Origin of the sequence: Nocardioides sp. JQ2195, assembly GCF_012272695.1 — a bacterium.
GTDB lineage: Bacteria > Actinomycetota > Actinomycetes > Propionibacteriales > Nocardioidaceae > Nocardioides.
This window is the reverse complement of the sequence record NZ_CP050902.1, coordinates 581,956-598,947: the sequence shown is the minus strand read 5'-3', so window position 1 is coordinate 598,947 and position 16,992 is coordinate 581,956. Positions and strand designations below refer to the sequence as shown.

15 protein-coding genes are annotated in these 16,992 nt (G+C 70.3%); 2 read left to right on the top strand and 13 right to left on the bottom strand.

What is annotated here, in order from left to right:
- Positions 1–29: 29 nt before the first annotated feature.
- Entirely contained in the window at positions 30–758 is a 729-nt protein-coding gene (locus ncot_RS02825) for a sulfite exporter TauE/SafE family protein (protein WP_168616243.1), read from the bottom strand.
- Positions 759–962: 204 nt separating this feature from the next.
- Between ncot_RS02825 and ncot_RS02820 the strand changes: the two genes are divergently transcribed.
- Positions 963–2,576: an ABC transporter substrate-binding protein gene (locus tag ncot_RS02820; protein ID WP_168616242.1), complete on the top strand. Its 1,614-nt coding sequence runs from the start codon at positions 963–965 to the stop codon at positions 2,574–2,576.
- A 183-nt stretch (positions 2,577–2,759) separates the two neighbouring features.
- Here the strand turns inward: ncot_RS02820 and ncot_RS02815 are convergent, their stop codons facing one another.
- The 11 genes from ncot_RS02815 to ncot_RS02765 form a co-directional block, all read right to left on the bottom strand.
- Entirely contained in the window at positions 2,760–4,157 is a 1,398-nt protein-coding gene (locus tag ncot_RS02815) for an amidase family protein (RefSeq protein WP_168616241.1), read from the bottom strand.
- Positions 4,158–4,324: 167 nt separating this feature from the next.
- Positions 4,325–5,347 carry an oligopeptide/dipeptide ABC transporter ATP-binding protein gene (locus ncot_RS02810; RefSeq protein ID WP_168616240.1) on the bottom strand — a complete coding sequence of 341 codons (1,023 nt, stop codon included), beginning with the start codon at positions 5,345–5,347 and terminating at the stop codon, positions 4,325–4,327.
- A 1-nt stretch (position 5,348) separates the two neighbouring features.
- The gene (locus ncot_RS02805) at positions 5,349–6,365 is read right to left on the bottom strand and encodes an ABC transporter ATP-binding protein (RefSeq protein WP_240938033.1); all 1,017 of its coding nucleotides are present in this window, start codon (positions 6,363–6,365) and stop codon (positions 5,349–5,351) included.
- Positions 6,362–7,399 (bottom strand): ABC transporter permease, encoded by a 1,038-nt coding sequence (locus tag ncot_RS02800; RefSeq protein WP_206065110.1) that lies wholly within the window; start codon positions 7,397–7,399, stop codon positions 6,362–6,364. Before ncot_RS02800 ends, ncot_RS02805 begins: the two co-directional genes overlap by 4 nt.
- Positions 7,392–8,342, bottom strand: a complete 951-nt coding sequence (locus ncot_RS02795) for an ABC transporter permease (RefSeq protein ID WP_168616239.1) — start codon at positions 8,340–8,342, stop codon at positions 7,392–7,394. Before ncot_RS02795 ends, ncot_RS02800 begins: the two co-directional genes overlap by 8 nt.
- Before the next feature lie 285 nt (positions 8,343–8,627).
- Positions 8,628–9,491 (bottom strand): MaoC/PaaZ C-terminal domain-containing protein, encoded by an 864-nt coding sequence (locus ncot_RS02790; RefSeq protein ID WP_168616238.1) that lies wholly within the window; start codon positions 9,489–9,491, stop codon positions 8,628–8,630.
- 1 nt (position 9,492) lies between these two features.
- The gene (locus ncot_RS02785) at positions 9,493–10,662 is read right to left on the bottom strand and encodes a lipid-transfer protein (RefSeq protein WP_168616237.1); all 1,170 of its coding nucleotides are present in this window, start codon (positions 10,660–10,662) and stop codon (positions 9,493–9,495) included.
- Positions 10,659–11,084: a MaoC family dehydratase gene (locus ncot_RS02780; protein WP_168616236.1), complete on the bottom strand. Its 426-nt coding sequence runs from the start codon at positions 11,082–11,084 to the stop codon at positions 10,659–10,661. Before ncot_RS02780 ends, ncot_RS02785 begins: the two co-directional genes overlap by 4 nt.
- Positions 11,081–12,211 (bottom strand): acyl-CoA dehydrogenase family protein, encoded by a 1,131-nt coding sequence (locus ncot_RS19790; protein ID WP_168616235.1) that lies wholly within the window; start codon positions 12,209–12,211, stop codon positions 11,081–11,083. The genes ncot_RS02780 and ncot_RS19790 overlap by 4 nt, the downstream gene beginning before the upstream one ends.
- The gene (locus tag ncot_RS02770; RefSeq protein WP_168616234.1) at positions 12,211–13,227 is read right to left on the bottom strand and encodes an OB-fold domain-containing protein; all 1,017 of its coding nucleotides are present in this window, start codon (positions 13,225–13,227) and stop codon (positions 12,211–12,213) included. Before ncot_RS02770 ends, ncot_RS19790 begins: the two co-directional genes overlap by 1 nt.
- Complete coding sequence (locus ncot_RS02765) at positions 13,224–14,384, bottom strand: acyl-CoA dehydrogenase family protein (RefSeq protein WP_168616233.1); 1,161 nt, start codon at positions 14,382–14,384, stop codon at positions 13,224–13,226. The genes ncot_RS02770 and ncot_RS02765 overlap by 4 nt, the downstream gene beginning before the upstream one ends.
- Positions 14,385–14,464: 80 nt before the next feature.
- Between ncot_RS02765 and ncot_RS02760 the strand changes: the two genes are divergently transcribed.
- On the top strand, positions 14,465–15,082 hold the full coding sequence (locus ncot_RS02760) for a TetR/AcrR family transcriptional regulator (protein ID WP_168616232.1): 618 nt from the start codon (positions 14,465–14,467) through the stop codon (positions 15,080–15,082).
- A gap of 105 nt (positions 15,083–15,187) precedes the next feature.
- On the opposite strand, the gene ncot_RS02755 is transcribed toward ncot_RS02760, so the two are convergent.
- Positions 15,188–16,906 carry an AMP-binding protein gene (locus ncot_RS02755; protein ID WP_168616231.1) on the bottom strand — a complete coding sequence of 573 codons (1,719 nt, stop codon included), beginning with the start codon at positions 16,904–16,906 and terminating at the stop codon, positions 15,188–15,190.
- Between the last annotated feature and the right edge of the window lie 86 nt (positions 16,907–16,992).

Genomic DNA, 16,992 nt, shown 5'->3' with positions numbered 1-16,992 from the left:
TCGACCCGGGGGCGCTGCCGGTGCCCGGCTCAGGCACCCTGGGTGAAGGCGGCCAACGCCACCGCGACCAGGCCGACCAGCACGATCCTGCGGAAGGTCGTCTCGCTGAGCCGGTGGAAGACGCGGTCCCCGACCGCCCAGCCCAGCGGCACGCCGAGGGCCCCGGCCACGACCAGCAGCAGCGCGTCGAGGCCGAGCACCCCGGCCACCACGAAGAGGCCCACCGCCACCACGTCCTGCACGGCGAAGACTGCCTGCAGCGTGGCCCGGATCCGACGGGCGGACAACTGGGTGCCGGTCAGCGCCAGCACGAGTGGCGGTCCGTTCATGCCGGTGGAGGTCAGCAGCGCGCCACTGAGCCCGCCGGCCGCCCAGTGCGCCGAGCGCGAGGCCGGCAGCCGCACCCGGAAAGCGGTCAGCGCCACGGTCACCAGGATCAGTACGCCGATGCCGCGGGCCAGGACTCCCTCGTCGAGCACCAGCAGCGCGAGCAGGCCGAGCGGCATGCCGAGCAGGCCAGCCACGACCAGGCGGCGGGTGGTCTGCACCTCGACGTGGTCACGCTCCCGGTGCCAGGCGCGGGCCGACATCAGCAGGCTGACACCCGTCGCCGCGGCCACCGCGGTCGCGGGATCCACGCCGAGGAGCAGGAGCAGCGGGATCGCCAGCATCGCCCCACCGAAGCCGCTGACTGCCTGCGCCGTCGCGGCCAGGGCGAAGACCGCCACGGCGGCCGCGAGAAGGGTCAGGTCCGGCACCCGCCCACCGTATGCGCCGTCACACGACGTGGGGCGAGCCGCGACCACCCACCGGGAGCGACCCGAAACGCCTTCCGGCGGGTCAAATGGACATTTCTCCCGCTGAGTGGGACCCGTCGCGATCGGCGCAAACACGGTCACCCACGCTGTGACGACATCACATCGTGGTGAGCTCGGAGCACCCCGTCACACAGTGGAGGAACAGTGAAGACACCCATCTCGCGCCGAGTGCGGTGGACGGGGGTGCTGGCAGCCAGCGCCCTCATCCTCGCCGGCTGCGCGGACACCTCGTCCGATGACGGCGGGGATGTATCCGCGCCGGGCTCGGTCGACTACAGCACCCGCATGATCAACGCCAACGAAGCCTCCGGGGACCCGGTGACGGGCGGCACCCTGCGCGTCTCGGAGTACTCCGAGGCCCGCACGCTCGACCCGACGACGACGTACCCGACCGGCTCCACCGGCGGCAACATCGAAGCCGCGGTCTACGACACCCTGATGCGCTACGACCACGAGAGCGACACGTTCGTCCCGCAGCTGGCCGAGTCCCTCGAGACCGACGACAACATCACCTGGACGCTCAAGCTCCGCGAGGGCGTGAAGTTCCACGACGGCACTCCGTTCGACGCGGACGCCGTGGTGGCAAGCATCAACCGCTACATCAACACCTACGGCCTGCACGCGATGCTCACCAAGTCGCAGATCAAGAAGCTGGAGGCGGTCGACCCGCAGACCGTCCAGATCGAGATGCAGTCCGCCTGGCCCCGCTTCCCGAACGTGCTGACCAGCGGCGTCGGCATGATCCTGGCTCCGGCGGCCTACAAGGACCCGCAGAGCTTCAAGCCGATCGGTGCCGGTCCGTTCAAGTTCGAGAGCTACAAGCCTGCCGAGACGACCAAGGTGGTCGCCAACGAGGACTACTGGGACGGCCGTCCCTACCTGGACGCCATCGAGTTCAACATCCTGGGCACCGACCGGACCGGCTACGAGAGCTTGCAGAGCGGCGGGGTCGACGTCTCCTTCGTGCGTGGCACCGAGCTCGCCGACGAGGTGCTCAAGGGCGACCTGCCGGCGATGGACAACTACGCGAGCATGGCGAACAACCTGTGGTTCAACACCCGCGAGGGGTCGCCGACCGCTGACAAGCGAGTCCGCCAGGCGTTGGCGCTGGCCTTCGACCCGAAGATCTTCCTGGACCGCACCGCGAACGGTGCCGGCGACCCGAGCAAGCTCCTGATCGGCGCTGACTCCGCGTGGGCACCGGGTGTCGACCCCATGCCGACCGACACCGAGGCGGCCAAGAAGCTGGTCGAGGAGGCCAAGGCTGACGGCTTCGACGGCAAGGTCCGGGTGCTGGCTCGCACCGACCAGGCTTCACAGGCCGGAGCCGTGGCCATGCAGGGCATGTTCGAAGCGGTCGGGTTCGACGTCAAGCTCGACCTCGTGGCGAACGTGGCCGACCAGGTCCAGAAGATCTACGTCGACCACGACTTCGACATCGCCACGGCGGCGACCTCGATGCACGACGAGGCTGTCTTCGCTCGCCTCACCTCCGCCCTCGGCAGCACCTCCGCCGTCAACGTGGGTGGCTACGCCAACCCCGAGATGGACAAGCTGATCTCCGAGCTGCAGGCCATCGAGGACCCGACCGACGCGAAGGAGGTCCTCACCAAGATCGAGGCTCTCTGGGCCGAGGACGCCCCGGGCGTGGCGATCAACTCCGGCGCCATGCTGAACGTGTGGAACGAGAACGTGCACGGTATCAAGCCGAGCGGCGAGACCATCGTCCTGTTCGACAAGGCATGGATCCAGAAGTAGTCGACCGATCCAGGGAAGAGCCCCGTCCTCCTCGTGAGGGCGGGGCTCTTCTGTTGCTGTCCTGCCGCCTTCGGGACACTGCCTCCAGGGCACACGCAGATCGGGCCCACCGTGTCGGCGTACGCCGAGCTGGCGACGCGGTGCGGTGGGCCCGATCTGCGCAGGAGTCCGGGCGGACGGGTGTCAGACGGTGCGCTGCCAGGGGGCAGCGGCCTCGAGCTGGCCGGCGAGGGAGAGCAGCAGCCCCTCCTCGCCCAGCTCGGCGGCGAACTGCACGCCGATCGGCAGTCCGTCGCGGTCGGTGCCGAGCGGCACGGACATGGCCGGCATGCCGGTCGCGTTGAAGACGCTGGTCCAGGCCGAGAAGGTGCTCGCGTGCTCGTAGATGGACTCCGGGCGCGTGGTGTCGAGCAGGCCCAGCGACGGCACCCGGTGCGCCAACGTCGGCGTCAGCAGGACGTCGTACTGCGCGAACGCCGCGCCCACCTGCCAGCCGATCCGCTGGGCGGCGCTCAGCGCCCGGACCAAGGTCGTGGCGGGAAGGGCGCTGTAGTGCTCGAAGAGCAACCGGGTGAACGGCTCGAGGTCGTCGTCGGCCAAGGGCCGGCCCAGGGACTCGAGGCGGTCCTGGACGGCGGCGGTGAAGGCCACCCCCATGAGCGGCGCGGTGTCGGCGCTCACCTCGGCAGGCATCCACGGCGCCTCGACGGGCACCACGGTGTGCCCCAGCGACTCACACAGGCCGGCGGCAGCCTCGACGGCGGACAGGACGTCGGGATCGGTCTCGGGGCCCTCGGTGAACGACGTGGCGAGGCCGATCCGCAGCGGCGGTGGCGGCTGGGCGGACAGGGCCGTGAACGACTCCGCTGAAGAGGGGACGCCGATCACCGTGCCGGGCACCCGGGTCGAGGCGATGTCGAGCAGCAGGGCACTGTCACGGACCGTTGTCGTCACCGCATGGTGCACGGACGCCGCTCCACTGAGGGTCGACGGGTGCGGAGCCGACGTCACGCGGCCGCGGCTCGGCTTGAGCCCGAACAGCCCGTTCATCGAGGCGGGGATGCGGATCGAGCCGCCACCGTCGCTGGCGTGCGCCACCGGCACCAGACCAGCGGCGACGGCGGCCCCGGAGCCGCCGCTCGACCCACCGGGCGAGCGGGTGTGGTCACGCGGGTTGCGGGTCGGTCCGTGCAGCTGCGGCTCGGTGCTCGCGTTCAGTCCGAACTCAGGGCTGTTCGTCGTGCCGAGGACGACCATCCCGGCCCGCTTGTAGCGGGCCACGAGCTCGGAGTCGCGGTCGGGCAGGAGGTCGGCGAACAGCCGGCTGCCGCGGGTGCTGGGCAGCCCCGCCACGTCCATGTTGAGGTCCTTGACCAGCACCGGTACGCCGCGCAGCGGTCCGTCCGGCAACCCCGCGTCGACCTCGGCCAGGGCCTCGTCGAACCGGGTGGCGACCACGGAGTTCAGTTGCGGATCCTGCTTGTCGATGCGAGCGATGGCTGCCTCGACGACCTCACGGGCAGAGGTCTCCCCGTTGCGGATCGACTCGGCGATCGCGACGGCGTCCAGTGACTGCGGCATGGGTCCTCTTCTCAACGGCGGTGGCGATGCGACACTGCTGGTCGACGCTCATCGAGGCTGTCTCGACGCTCATCGGGGTTGATGCTCGGCGTCGCGGGGTGGAGCACTCCTCGGTTCCCCTCGTGGGGTGCGGCGGACAGCTCGTCGTTGCGCAGCCGTGCAGCCATTCAGGCGCTCACCTCGTGGCAGGCGATGAAGTGTCCCGGGCCGACCTCGCGCAGCTGGGGCTCCTCGGCGGCGCAGCGAGCGGTGGCCAGGGGGCAACGGGTGCGGAACCGGCAACCCGACGGAGGATTCAGCGGGGAGGGCAGCTCGGTGGCGGTCGCCAGCTGCGGGGTCGCGCCGACCACCGGCCCGGTGACCGGGTCGTCGGTCGACGCGATCTCCTCGCCACCGGGGATCGAGGCGATCAGGGTGCGCGTGTAGGGGTGCAGCGCCCGGGTCTGCATGTCCGTCGACGGCAGCACCTCGCACGTCTTGCCCAGGTAGAGCACCATCACCCGGTCGCTGATGTTCTTCACCACGGAGACGTCGTGGGCGATGAAGATCATCGACAGGTCGTAGGCCGCCTTGGTGCGCTCGAGCAGGTTGAGGATCTGCGCCTGCACGGACACGTCGAGTGCCGAGACCGGCTCGTCACAGATCAGCACGTCGGGGTTCATCATCAGGGCCCGCGCGATGCACACCCGCTGGCACTGCCCACCCGAGAGCTCGTGCGGTCGACGGTCCCAGACCGTGTCGGGGTCGAGCCCGACCGCGGTGAGGGTCTCGCGGATCGCACCGTCCATGTCGTCGCCGTCGTAGCCCCAGATGCGCAGGCCCTCGGAGACCAGGTCACGCACCTTGCGCCGCGGGTTCAGCGAGGACACCGGGTCCTGCATGATCATCTGCATCTTGGCGCGCTTCTTGCGCAGGTCGCGTCCCTTGGTGCCGGTGAGCGCCATCCCGCCCAGGCGCACCGCTCCCCCGGTTGGCGCGGGCTCCTGCATGATCGCGCGCCCAGCACTGGACTTGCCGCAACCGGACTCCCCCAGGATGCCGAGGGTCTCGCCCGGGAGCAGGTCGATGTTCAGGCCCGAGACGGCGTGCACGACCTGGCGTCGTCCCACCGGGAACTCGACGACCATGTCGTCCACCGACAGGAGCGGTCCTGCCTCCGGTCGCATGTGAGCGGTTCCGCTGCCGGCCATGTCAGCCCACTTCCTGGCGCGCGGGCAGGAGGGGGAAGTGACAGGCACCCAGGTGGGTGGCGTCGGTCCCCTCTGCCAGCTCTCTCAACTCGGGTGATTCCTCACGGCACCGGTCGGCCGCGAACTTGCAGCGCGGCGCGAACCGACACCCCTCAGGTGGATGCAGCATGTTCGGCGGCGATCCGTCGATCGCCCGCAACAGGGTGTGCGGATCGTCCGCGATGCGCGGGATCGAGGCCAGCAGGGCGTCGGCGTACGGGTGCATGGGCTGGTTGAAGACCCGCGAGGTCTGTGAGGTCTCGACCGTCCGGCCGGCGTACATGACGGCGACGCGGTCCGTGCGGCCCTCGACGGCGCCGAGGTCGTGGCTGATCAGGATCGTGGCCATGTTGCGCTCGGCGGCCAGCGACGCGAGCAGGTCCAGGATCTGCTTCTGCACCGTGACGTCGAGCGCGGTGGTCGGCTCGTCAGCGATCAGCAGCTTCGGGTCGCAGGCCAACGCCATGGCGATCACCACGCGTTGGCGCATGCCGCCGGAGAGCTCGTGCGGATACTGAGTCATCCGGCGGACCGGGTCGGGGATGAAGACCTGCCGCAGCAGCTCGACGGCCCGATCGGTCGCTTCCTTGCGGCCGATGCCCAGGTGCAGGCGCAGCGCCTCCGTCAGGTGGGCGCCGACCCGCTTGACCGGGTTGAGGGAAGTCATCGGGTCCTGGAAGACCATCGCCACCTCGGGGCCCCACAGCTGGCGGCGCTCCTTGGGCTTGAGCGCGTGGACGTCGCGCCCGGCGATGAGGCACTCACCGCTGATGGTGGTCGTCGGAGAGTTCGACACCAGGCCCATCACGGTTCGGCCCAGCACTGACTTGCCGGATCCGGACTCCCCCACGATGCCCAGGGTCTCGCCGGCGTGCAGCGACATCGAGACGCCGTCGACGGCGCGGACCGGGCCACGCGGGGTCAGGAAGGTGGTGCGCACATCGCGCACCTCGAGGACGAGATCGTCGCGTTCGTTCACAGCTTCGCACTCCTCGTGTCCCAACGCTGCTGGGCCTTCTCGCCGAGCAGGTTGAAGGCAAAGACGGTCAGGAACAGGAAGGCGCCGGGCACCAGCACGATGTGGGGGTACTCCTCCATCGCGCCGCCCTCACCCTCGGCGACCATGTTGCCCCAGGTCGGGTCGGGTTGCTGGATGCCGAGGCCGAGGAAGCTGAGGGATGCCTCGGCCACGATCAGCGCAGAGATCATCACCACGGCCATCGAGAAGACCGGCAGGATCACGTTGGGCACCAGCTCGCGAGCCATCACCCGGAACCGGTTGGCGCCCATCAGACGAGCGGCCATCACGAACTCGCGCTGGGCGAAGGCGATGGTGTTCGCCCTGGCCAGGCGCACCATGCTCGGGATGGTCAGCAGTGAGAGCGCCAGCGCCATGTTGCGCAGGTTCGGGTCGAGGAAGGTGCTCAACGCGATCAGCAGGATCAGCGGCGGCACTGCCAGCAGTGCATTGGTGAAGATGCCGATCGCACTGTCGACGCCCTTGCGGAAGTAGCCCGCCAGCACGCCGATGGAGCCCCCGACGACGGTGCCGATGGAGACGGCCAGCAACGAGATGGTCAACGATGTGCGGGCCCCGTGGATGGAGCGCGAGAGCAGGTCCAGGCCCTGGTTGTTGGTGCCGAGGGGGTGGTCGGTGAGCAGCCGCGGCGACATGTTGGTCGGCTCGAGCAACGTCTTGGCGACGTCGTTGTGCTCGCCCAGGGGGAGCAGTGGTGCCAGCAGGGCGACGATGCACAGGCCGACCAGCCAGATCATCGCGAGCGTGAAGAGCAGGTCGATCCGCTTGCCACGCAGGCCCAGGACCAGTCGTGAGATGCCCTGGAACACGAGCGCGAGACCACCCAGGAAGAGCACGGCCTTGCCCGCGAGGACGAGGGCCGGCGTGCTCCAGCCGAAGGCGGCGAGCGCGAGGCCCACCACCAGCATCACGGCACCGAGGCCGAGGTTGCGCGTGCGCTGCGCCCTGTCGGCGCCGAACTTGTCACTAGGCATGAACACGGCGGGTCCTCGGGTCGAGATAGCCATAGGAGAGGTCGATGCCGGCATTCACCACGACATAGACGAGGGCGATGACCAGCACGGCTCCCTGGACGAGGGGGAAGTCGCCCTGGTTGGCGGAGGTGACGATCATCGAGCCCATGCCGGGGAGCGCGAAGAGGTACTCCACGATCACGGTGCTGCCGATCAGGCGACCGAGGCTGATGCCCATCAGCGTGACCAGCGAGAACGACGACGGCCGCAGCGCGTCACCAACCATGATCCGCCACGGCGGCATCCCCTTCGCCCGGGCGGCGAGGATGAAGTCTTCGTTGAGGGTGACGATGAGGTCGTTGCGCAGGATGCGGGTGAACAGCGCGAGCTCCATCAACGCGATCACGATCGCCGGCAGCAGGGCGTGGTGCAGGTTGCCAGGCACCGATTCGGAGAGTCGCACCCACTGCGCCCTCGGGAACCAGCCGAGACCGTTGGCGAAGATCATGATCAGCAGCAGACCGGCCAGGAACGACGGGACCGACAAGGTCGCGAACATGGTCGCGCTGATGATCCGGTCGACGGTGCCGCCGGCGTGGGCGGCCGACCACAACGCCAGCGGGACGGCCAGCACGATGGCGATCAGGAGACCGAGCACCGCCAGCTCGACACTGACCGGGAGAGCTCCGAGGATGCGGTCCGTGACGTCGCTCTGCGGCGGGACCAGCGAGGTACCGAGATCACCCCGGACCGCCGAGCTCAGCCAGTCCCAGTAGCGGGTCAGCAGCGGGTCGTTGAGGCCCATCTCGTCGCGCAGCTCGGCGTACTCGTGCTTCGGGTGGCCCTCGCCCAGGATGGCGACGGCAGGGTCGCCGGGCATCAGGGTCACCATGGCGAAGACCCCGAAGCTGACCACGAACAGGACGGCGAGGAGCTCACCGATCCGCACGGCGATCTTGCGCATCAGGCGTGGCTTCCACGAGGAGCGTGGTGGACGTCCAGGCACATCTCGGAGGTCCTTTCGTCAGTCAGTCGATCAGTCCGTCGAGCACGGCCGGAGCCGGCAGGTTCTCTGAAGGCTAGGTCGGGTGAGCGCGACCACATCGGCGCCAATCCCACTGACCGGAACCACCCCGCTGACGGCACCGTCCCGGCGGCGGACGGATGGGGACGAGGGCGTCGGGGAAACCGCCCACGACGACACCGTGGTCCCGATCTGCGACGGGCTGCGAGCAGCGCGGGGAAGGCCTCAGGCGAAGGTGATGACGCCACCGCGCAGCGCCGCGCGCTCCCCGACGCCCGCCTCGAACGTTGCCCCGGCCCGTGCGTCGGATCGGGGCGAAAGCCGCGTGGCGCCGGCGTACGACGAGGCCGGCGCCGCGGCCTGCGGGGTCGAGGGCCACAGGGCGACAGCGAGCCGCTCCCCCGGGAACACCGGGGCGGCGAAGCGGACGTCGAGGTGTGCCAGGTCAGCCGGGTGCGCGCCGAGCTCGGTGGCGATGGCGAGGGTGACCGTGCCGACCGTGCAGAGACCGTGCATGAAGGGTCGCGGCTGGCCGGCCGCGCGCGCGGCCTCCGGGTCGACGTGCATGGCATGGCGGTCGCCGAGCAGCCGGTAGAGCACCGGTTGTTCGGCGCGGGTGGCCACGTCAAGGGTCCGGGGCGGTTCCCCCTCGGGACGCCCAGGTGACGAGGGTCCGCGCTCGCCGCCGAAGCCCCCGGCCCCGGGCGCGAACAGTGACCAGGTGGCCACGAAGAACTCCGACTCGACCTCGACGTCGAACACCGCCGCCGAGCCCTTGTCGTGCACGGCCGCCACCCGGGCCCGCATGCGCAGCTCCCCCGCAGGGGGCAACGGTGCGAGCACGTCGAGTCGCTGGGCACCGTGCACCGCCGTACGGATGTCGAACGCTCCGGCACCACCGAGGGCGTCCGGCGCCCACTGCGCCAGCGTCAGGGCGAAGCCGGGCAGCACCCGCAGCCGCGGCTCGTGGACGAGGTCGAGCGCATCCGGTGCCGCGCCGATCGCCAGGGCGTAGAGGATCGCGTCACGGTCGGCGTACCCAACCGTCCGCTCGCCGAGCGAACGCCCGACCCAGTCGGCGGACGACACCTCAGACTCCGAGCACCAGCGCACTGGTCGGGACGCCGGTGCCGGCGGTGACGACGGTGTTCTCCACGGTCCCCGGCTGGTTGACCGACGTGCCGCGGACCAGGCGTACGCCCTCGGCGATGCCGTTCATGCCGTGCAGGTAGGCCTCACCGAGCTGGCCGCCGTGGGTGTTGGTCGGCAGCTTCCCGTCGAGCGAGAGATGGCCGTCGGCGATGAAGTGGCGTGCCTCCCCCGGAGCGCAGAAGCCCAGCTCCTCGAGCTGTGGCAGGACGAACGGGGTGAAGTGGTCGTAGAGGATCGCCGCGTCCATGTCAGCCGGCGTCATCCCGGACTGTGCCCACAGCTGCTTGCCGACCACGCCCATCTCGGGCAGGCCCGTGATGTCGGGTCGGTAGTAGGACGTCATCATGTGCTGGTCCTTGGCCTGACCCTGCGCAGCGGCACGGATGACCGCCGGCTTGTGGGCGAGATCCTTGGCGCGTTCCGCCGAGACCACGACCAGGGCCTGGCCGCCATCGGTCTCCTGGCAGCAGTCGAGCAGGTGCAGCGGCTCGGCGATCCACCGGCTGGCCTGGTGCTCCTCGAGGGTGATCGGGCGCTCGTGGAACCAGGCGTTGGGGTTGGTTGCCGCGTGCGCTCGCGCGGTCACCGCGACCCGGCCGAAGTCCTCGGAGGTGGCCCCGAACTCGTGCATGTAGCGACGGGCGAACATCGCCACCCACTGGGCCGGCGTGGACAGCCCGAACGGCGTCATCCAGGAGTACGCCGCCCGGTCGGCATTGGTGTCCATCGGGCGGCTGGCCTGCCCGAGGCCGTAGCGCTCCCCGGAGCGCTCGTTGAAGGCACGCCAGCAGACCACCACCTCGGCGAGGCCGGAGTGGATCGCGGCCGCGGCCTGGGCGACGGTGGCCGCTGCGGCCCCGCCACCGTGGTGGATGCGGGAGAAGAACGTGAGGTCACCGATGCCGACGTTGCGGGCGACGTGGTTCTCCGAGCTGGACTCGGCGGTGAAGGTGACCATCCCGTCGACGTCGGAGGGCTTCAGGCCGGCGTCGCTGATCGCGGCGGACACGGCTTCGCAGGCCAGTTGCAGCTCGCTGCGGCCCGAGGCCTTGGAGAACTCGGTGGCGCCGATCCCGACGATCGCGGCCGACCCCGACAGGCTGCTCATGCTGACTCCTCCGGGAGCTCGACGACGACGGATCCACTGGCGTGGGGGCCGAGGCTGTTGATCCCCTTGACGTCCACGGTCACCAGGCGTCCGTCGACCGCCGAGACGGTGCCGGACATGGTCATCGTGTCCCCGGGGTGGTTCGGCGCGCCGAGGCGGATCTTGATCCGCTTCACGACGGCCGCTGGGCCGGCCCACTCGGCGACGTACTTCTCGACCAGGCCGTTGCTGGTGAGGATGTTCATGAAGATGTCCTTCGAGCCCCGCTCCCTGGCCAGATCCGGGTCGTGGTGGACATCCTGGTAGTCACGGCTGGCGATCGCGGTGGCGACGATCAGCGTGCGGGTCAACGGGATCGGGTGCTCGGGGAGCAGCTCACCCACCCTCACCTGCGAGGCCCGCCTGGTGTCTGCAACCGTCATGACGTCACCTCTGTCGTGGCGATGAGGGAACCCAGCGCGGCCAGCGCGGCGTGCTCGCCGCCGAGCGTGCTGGAGATCTGCTTGCCCCACAGGAAGTGCCGGTGCACCGGGTAGTCGAGGTCGATGCCGATGCCTCCGTGCACGTGTTGGGTGCGGTGCACGACGTCGAGGCCGCCCTTGTCGCACCACCACTTCGCCACCCACCCGCACCGTTCGGCGACGCGCAACGGGTCGGTGCCGGTGGGGTCGTCGGCGTCGGAGGCCAGGGCCTGCCACAGGGTCACCCGCATGGCGTCGATGTCGATCCAGCAGTCGGCGAGCTGGTGCTGGACGGCCTGGAACGAGCCGAGCGGGCGACCGAACTGTTCACGTTCGGAGAGGTACGACGCGGCCAGCCGCATGGCACCGTCGGCGACCCCGACCTGGACCGCGGCCAGCGCGAGGGCGGCCATCCGCAGGGTGACGGACAGTGCCTCGTCACCCGGCACGCCCAGCGCCGCGGCGGGCGTGTTGTCGAGCACCAGCTCGGCGGCCAGGTCGTGCATGGTGGTGTCGGACAGGGTGGTGGACAGCCCAGCTGCTGCCGGGTCCACCAGGAACAGCCCGGGACCGGAGTCGGCGGTCGCCGAGACGAGGATCCGACGGGCGCCCGGCAGGGTCGGCACGACGGCCTTCACCCCGGTGAGGCGCCAACCGTCACCGTCGGCGACGGCACGTGCCAAGGGGGCCGCGGGATCGGCACCGTCGTACTCCTCGAGCGCCAGCGTCAACCGGGACTCCCCGGAGGCGGCACCGGGAAGCAGGTCGGACTGCTGCTGGGGCGAGCCGAACCGGGCCACCGCCAGGGCGGCGATGCCGGCGCTCCACAGCGGCACGGGGGCCACGTGGCGGCCCTGCTCCTCGAGCACCACGCAGAGTGCGTCGAGGCCGAGCCCGGCGCCGTCGTGCTCCTCGGGGACGGTGAGCCCGAGGAAGCCGGCCCGGGCCAGCGCGTCCCACAGCTTGTCGTCGGTGCGCGATTCGGTGGTCTCGACCTCGCGCACCCGGTCGGTGCTGGCCAGGTCGTCGAGGATCTCCTTGGCCAGGTCGGCCAGGCTGAGCAGGTCGTCGTCGAGGGAGAAGTCCATCAGTTCGTCCCCTTCTTCTCGTGGTGGGCGCCAGCCGGGTCGGGCCGGAAGACGGGCAGGGTGAGTTCGTCGTCGGCCTCGAGCCAGTCGAGGACGACCGGCATGCCGATCTCGACGTCGTCGGGCGCGACGTCGACCAGGTTGGTGGTCAGCCGGGTCCCGCTGGGCAGGTCGACCAGGGCGATCACGAGTGGGTAGTCGAAGGCCGGGTGCCGGGGGTGGTGGGCCACCACGTAGGAGTGCACGGTGCCCCTCTCCCCCGCGGGCACGGTGTCCCACTCGAACGATCCGCAGTGGGGGCACCCTGGGCCGGGCGGGTGGCGCAGTGCCTCGCACGACGTGCAGCGCTGGACCACGAGTCGCTTCTCCATGGCGGCCTCGAACCAGAACTGGTTGTCGAGGTTGATCGCCGGGCGGGGGCGCAGCGCCTTGGGCGCCGCTGCCTCCGTGGACTCCGTGGACTCCGCGGACTCCGCGGAGGCTTCGGACTGCTTCGGCTTGAACCGCAGCGTGCGCCAGCGTTGGGTGGCCACGGTCTCGCCGGCGGCGTCGCGGTAGGTCTTGACCGAGGTGACGAAGCGGCCGGTGCCGAGGCCGGTGGCCTTCTCCGGGCTGATCGACTCCACGACCTCCTCGACGGTGATCTCGTCACCGGGCACGACCTCGCGGACGAAGTCGAGCTCGGAGTCGGTGGCCACGACGGAGGTGTAACCACCCTCGGCGAGCAGGTCGACCAGCTCGGCGAACCCGGCGCCGGCCCCGGTCGACGTCTCGGGCGGGCGGACCGTCTTCGCAAAGCCGCGCATGGTCCAGGCCTGGATCATCGAGGCCGGAGCCACGACGTCGTCACGACCGGTGGCCCGCGCCGCCTCGAGGTCGAGGTGGGCCGGGTTCGCCAGGTCCATCGCCTCGACCCAGTGCCGGATCATCGGCACGTTGACCGGGTCCTGTCCCGGCGTACGTTCGTTGATGACCTGGCCGACGAATGCGGCCAAGCGGTCCTCGTAGTCAGTCATCGCTTGCTCCTCGGCATGCCCAGCCCCATCGTCGCGACCATGTCGCGCAGCACCTCGTTGACGCCGCCCCCGAAGGTGTTGACCAAGCCCTGGCGCGAGAGCTGCTCGACCTGGCCGTGCAGCACCGCGGCCGGGGAGCCCGGTCGGACCCGGCCGGCCGCGCCGAGCACCTGGAAGAGTGTGCGTTGCAGGTCGATGTGGGTCTCGGTGCCGTAGGCCTTCGCGGCGCCGGCCTGCTCCCCCCGCAGGGAGTGGTTGCCGACGGCCGCGGTGAGCTTCCAGTTGACCAGCCGCATCGCCTCGAGCTTGGCGTGGGTGCGGGCGAACTCCTGCTGCACCCACGGCTGCTCGATCACGCCGGTCTGCTTGGCCCAGGCCAGGGTCTGCTCCCAGAGCTGGATCATCCGGCCGCCGAGGGCGGCAAGCGCCACCCGCTCGTGGTTGAGCTGCGCGGTGATCAGGGACCAGCCGGCGTTGAGCTCACCGACCAGCTCGCTGCGGGGCACCCGGATGTCCTGGTAGTAGGTGGCCGTCGGGTGGATCCCGCCGACGGACCTGATCGTGCTCCAGGAGAAGCCCGGGTCGTCGCACGGGACGATGAGGATCGAGATGCCCTTGTGCTTGGGAGCCTCCGGCTCGGTGCGGCAGGCCAGCCAGACGTAGTCGGCGGTGTTGCCTCCCGTGGTGAAGATCTTCGAACCGTTCACCACGAACTCGTCGCCCTCGAGCACCGCGCGGGTCGAGAGCGAGGCGAGGTCGGTGCCGGCGTCCGCCTCCGTGTAACCGATCGCGAAGACGATGTCGCCGGTGAGCATGCCGGGGAGGTACTTCTGCTTCTGCTCCTCGGAGCCGAACTGCATCAGCGTCGGGCCCACGGTGTTGATCGTGACCAGGGGGAACGGCACACCGGCCCGCTGGATCTCGTCGTAGAAGATGAACTGCTCCTCGGGGCCGAGCCCGCGGCCGCCGTACTCCTTCGGCCAGCCGACGCCGAGCCAGCCGTCGCGACCGAGCATCCTGACGACCTCTCGGAAGCGGGGGCCACCGGCGCCCGCCTCGCCGACCTCGCGGCGTTCCTGCTCGGGCAGCAGGTTGCTGAAGTATTCCCGCAGCTCGTGGCGCAGCGCCTGCTGGGCGGGGGTCTCACGCAGTTCCATGCCGGTCAGATTGTCACCCGGATATACGGGTGTCAACCACATGTCTATCTCAGTGGAACGAAACGCGTTAGGGTGGGGCAATGTCGTCTGGTTCCCGTGTCGTGCAACGCGTGCTCTCGCCTGCCCGGGCGGCGACTCGCGACAAGCTGATCGCCACCGTGATCGACCTGGCGGTCGAGGGCGGGTACGACGCCGTGGGGATCCGCCAGGTCGCAGCCGCGGCCGGCGTCTCGGTCCCGACCGTCTACCAGCACGTCTCGTCGAAGGACCAGCTGCTGCTCGAGGCGCTGATGTCGCTGGGCGAGCGATCCACCGAGTCCGTGCGTGCCCGGCCGCCCCGTGATGCGACGCCGGCCGCCCGGTTGATCGCGGTCTTCACCCGCATCCTGCGCGAGGCCGGCCGCAAGCCGTTGCTCTACCAGGCGCTCTACCGTGGCTACGTCGCCAGCGCGTCCGGCCTGGCCGCCGACGACGGGGCCCCCGGCTTCGGCCCCGAGCAGGCCGCCTGGATCGGCGAGACCCTGCGCTCCGGCACCACGGAGGATCCCTCGGCCGCGCTGACCGGCGAGCAGATCGACGCGGCCGCGCCGATGCTGTCGATGATGTTCCTCGGCGCGATGATCGGGGTCGCCTCGGGTCGCGATCCCCGGGAGGTCAACGGCATCCTGGCCGAGGCCACCCGCCGCCTGCTCGCCTGAGCCCTGCGCCTTCGGCCGCGCCGACACCAGCACCGGCGCCTTCGGCCGCGCCGACACCAGCACCTGCACCGACGTCTTCGGCCGCGCCTGGTCGGCGTACCGCCGTCAGGGAAGGAAGCGACGTCGCCCGTTCGCCTCGAACTCCGCCACCAGGGCGGCCTTGTCGTCCTCGGTCATCAGTGTGTACGCCGGCTGCCCGCGACCGACCCAGCGGTACACCTGGTCCGTGCAGCGCCAGCCGTCGAGCTGGATCTCCTTCTTGCGCAGCTTGTTGGACCCGGTGCTGGGCAGGGCGTGCGAGACACGGACGAAGCGCGGGGCACCCTTGGTGCCCAGGTCGGCCTGTGCACCCAGGAAGGTGCCGAGGTCGAGGTCGGCGAAGGTCATCCCCTCGGGGATCTCGATCGCGGCCATCACCTGGTCGCCGGCGCGGGGGTCCGGCACCGCGAAGGCAGCGGCGATGGTCACGTCGTCGTGGCGGCGCAGCACGCGCTCGGTGAGCAGCGCCGAGATGTTCTCGGAGTCGACCCGGATCCAGTCGCCCGATCGACCCGCGAAGTAGATGAAGCCGTCGGCATCGACGAAGCCGAGGTCGCCGGTCCAGTACCAACCGTGGCGCACCCGTTCCGCGTCGGCCTCGGGGTTCTTCCAGTAGCCCTCGAACGCGGCCGCACCCGTGGTGTTGACCATCTCCCCCACGGACGCCTCGGCGTTGAGGACACGGCCGTGCTCGTCGAGCTCGGCACGCACGCACTCCACGCGCGTCTCGGGATCGACCACGCAGACACCGTCGTGGGCCGGCCTCCCCAACGCCCCGTCGGGGGCGGCGGGGTCGAGTGCCACCATGCCGGCCCCCTCGCTGGAGCCGTAGGACTCGAGCAGGGTGGCACCGAAGCGCGCCCGGAACCGCTCGCGGTCCTCCGGCGAGGCCTCCGTGCCGAACCCGTGGGTGAGCCTGGTGTCGAGGTCGTCGTCACGCGCGGGCGTGCCGAGGACGTAGCCGATCGCCTTGCCCACATAGGTGAAATAGGTCGCGCCGTAGGCACGGCACTCGTCGATGAACCTCGAGGCGGAGAACTTGCGGGTCAGCGCGATGGTGCCGCCGGCGAGGGCGGTCGGGGCCCACAGGCCCATCAGCGCGTTGCCGTGGAAGAGCGGCATCGAGCAGTAGGAGATGTCGTCACGGGTGATGTCGTACTTCGCGGTGTTCTGGTAGGCCAGACCGAGCAGGCGGCCCTGGCTGCACCGCACCGCCTTCGAGGCACCGGTGGTGCCGGAGGTGAACAGCAGCAGCATCTGCGTCGACGCGTCGATCTCGGGGCGACGCCTCGGCTCGGTCCGTCGCGCGGCGACCCCGTCGGCATACGTCGGCTCGTCGATGCGCAGGAAGCGGTCCCGCGGGACGCCGATGTCGAGGTGCCCCAGCAACGCGATCCCGGCCTCGTCGGTGATCACCAGCTGCAGCTCGGTGTGGCGGACCTCCTGCTCGAGGTACTCACCGGAACGGGTGTTGTTGATGCCGACCACGGTCGCGCCGGCCAACGCCGCGCCACCCAGCCAGAACAGGAACTCGGGGTGGTTCTCCAGCAGCACACCGACGTGGAACGGCTTCGAGGGATCGCGGAGCTCGTCGAGCCATCCGGCCCGAGCCGCGCTCTCGCGGACCACCTCGTCCCACGTCCAGCTCGAGTCGCCGTCCAGCAGTCCCGGGTGCTCGTCGCCGACTCGGGCCAGCAGCAGGTCGGCGATCGTCTCGAGCCGCTCCTCCGGCGGGACCTGCGGACGGCTCCGGGGAAGCTTGCGGGTCGGGGCATCGGTCGTCATGCGACGAACGCTAGGCCCCGGCGGCGACGGCGTACGGGCGTCTCCCGCTCATCGGGAGACCCTGCCACCGCACGAGCCACTGCACG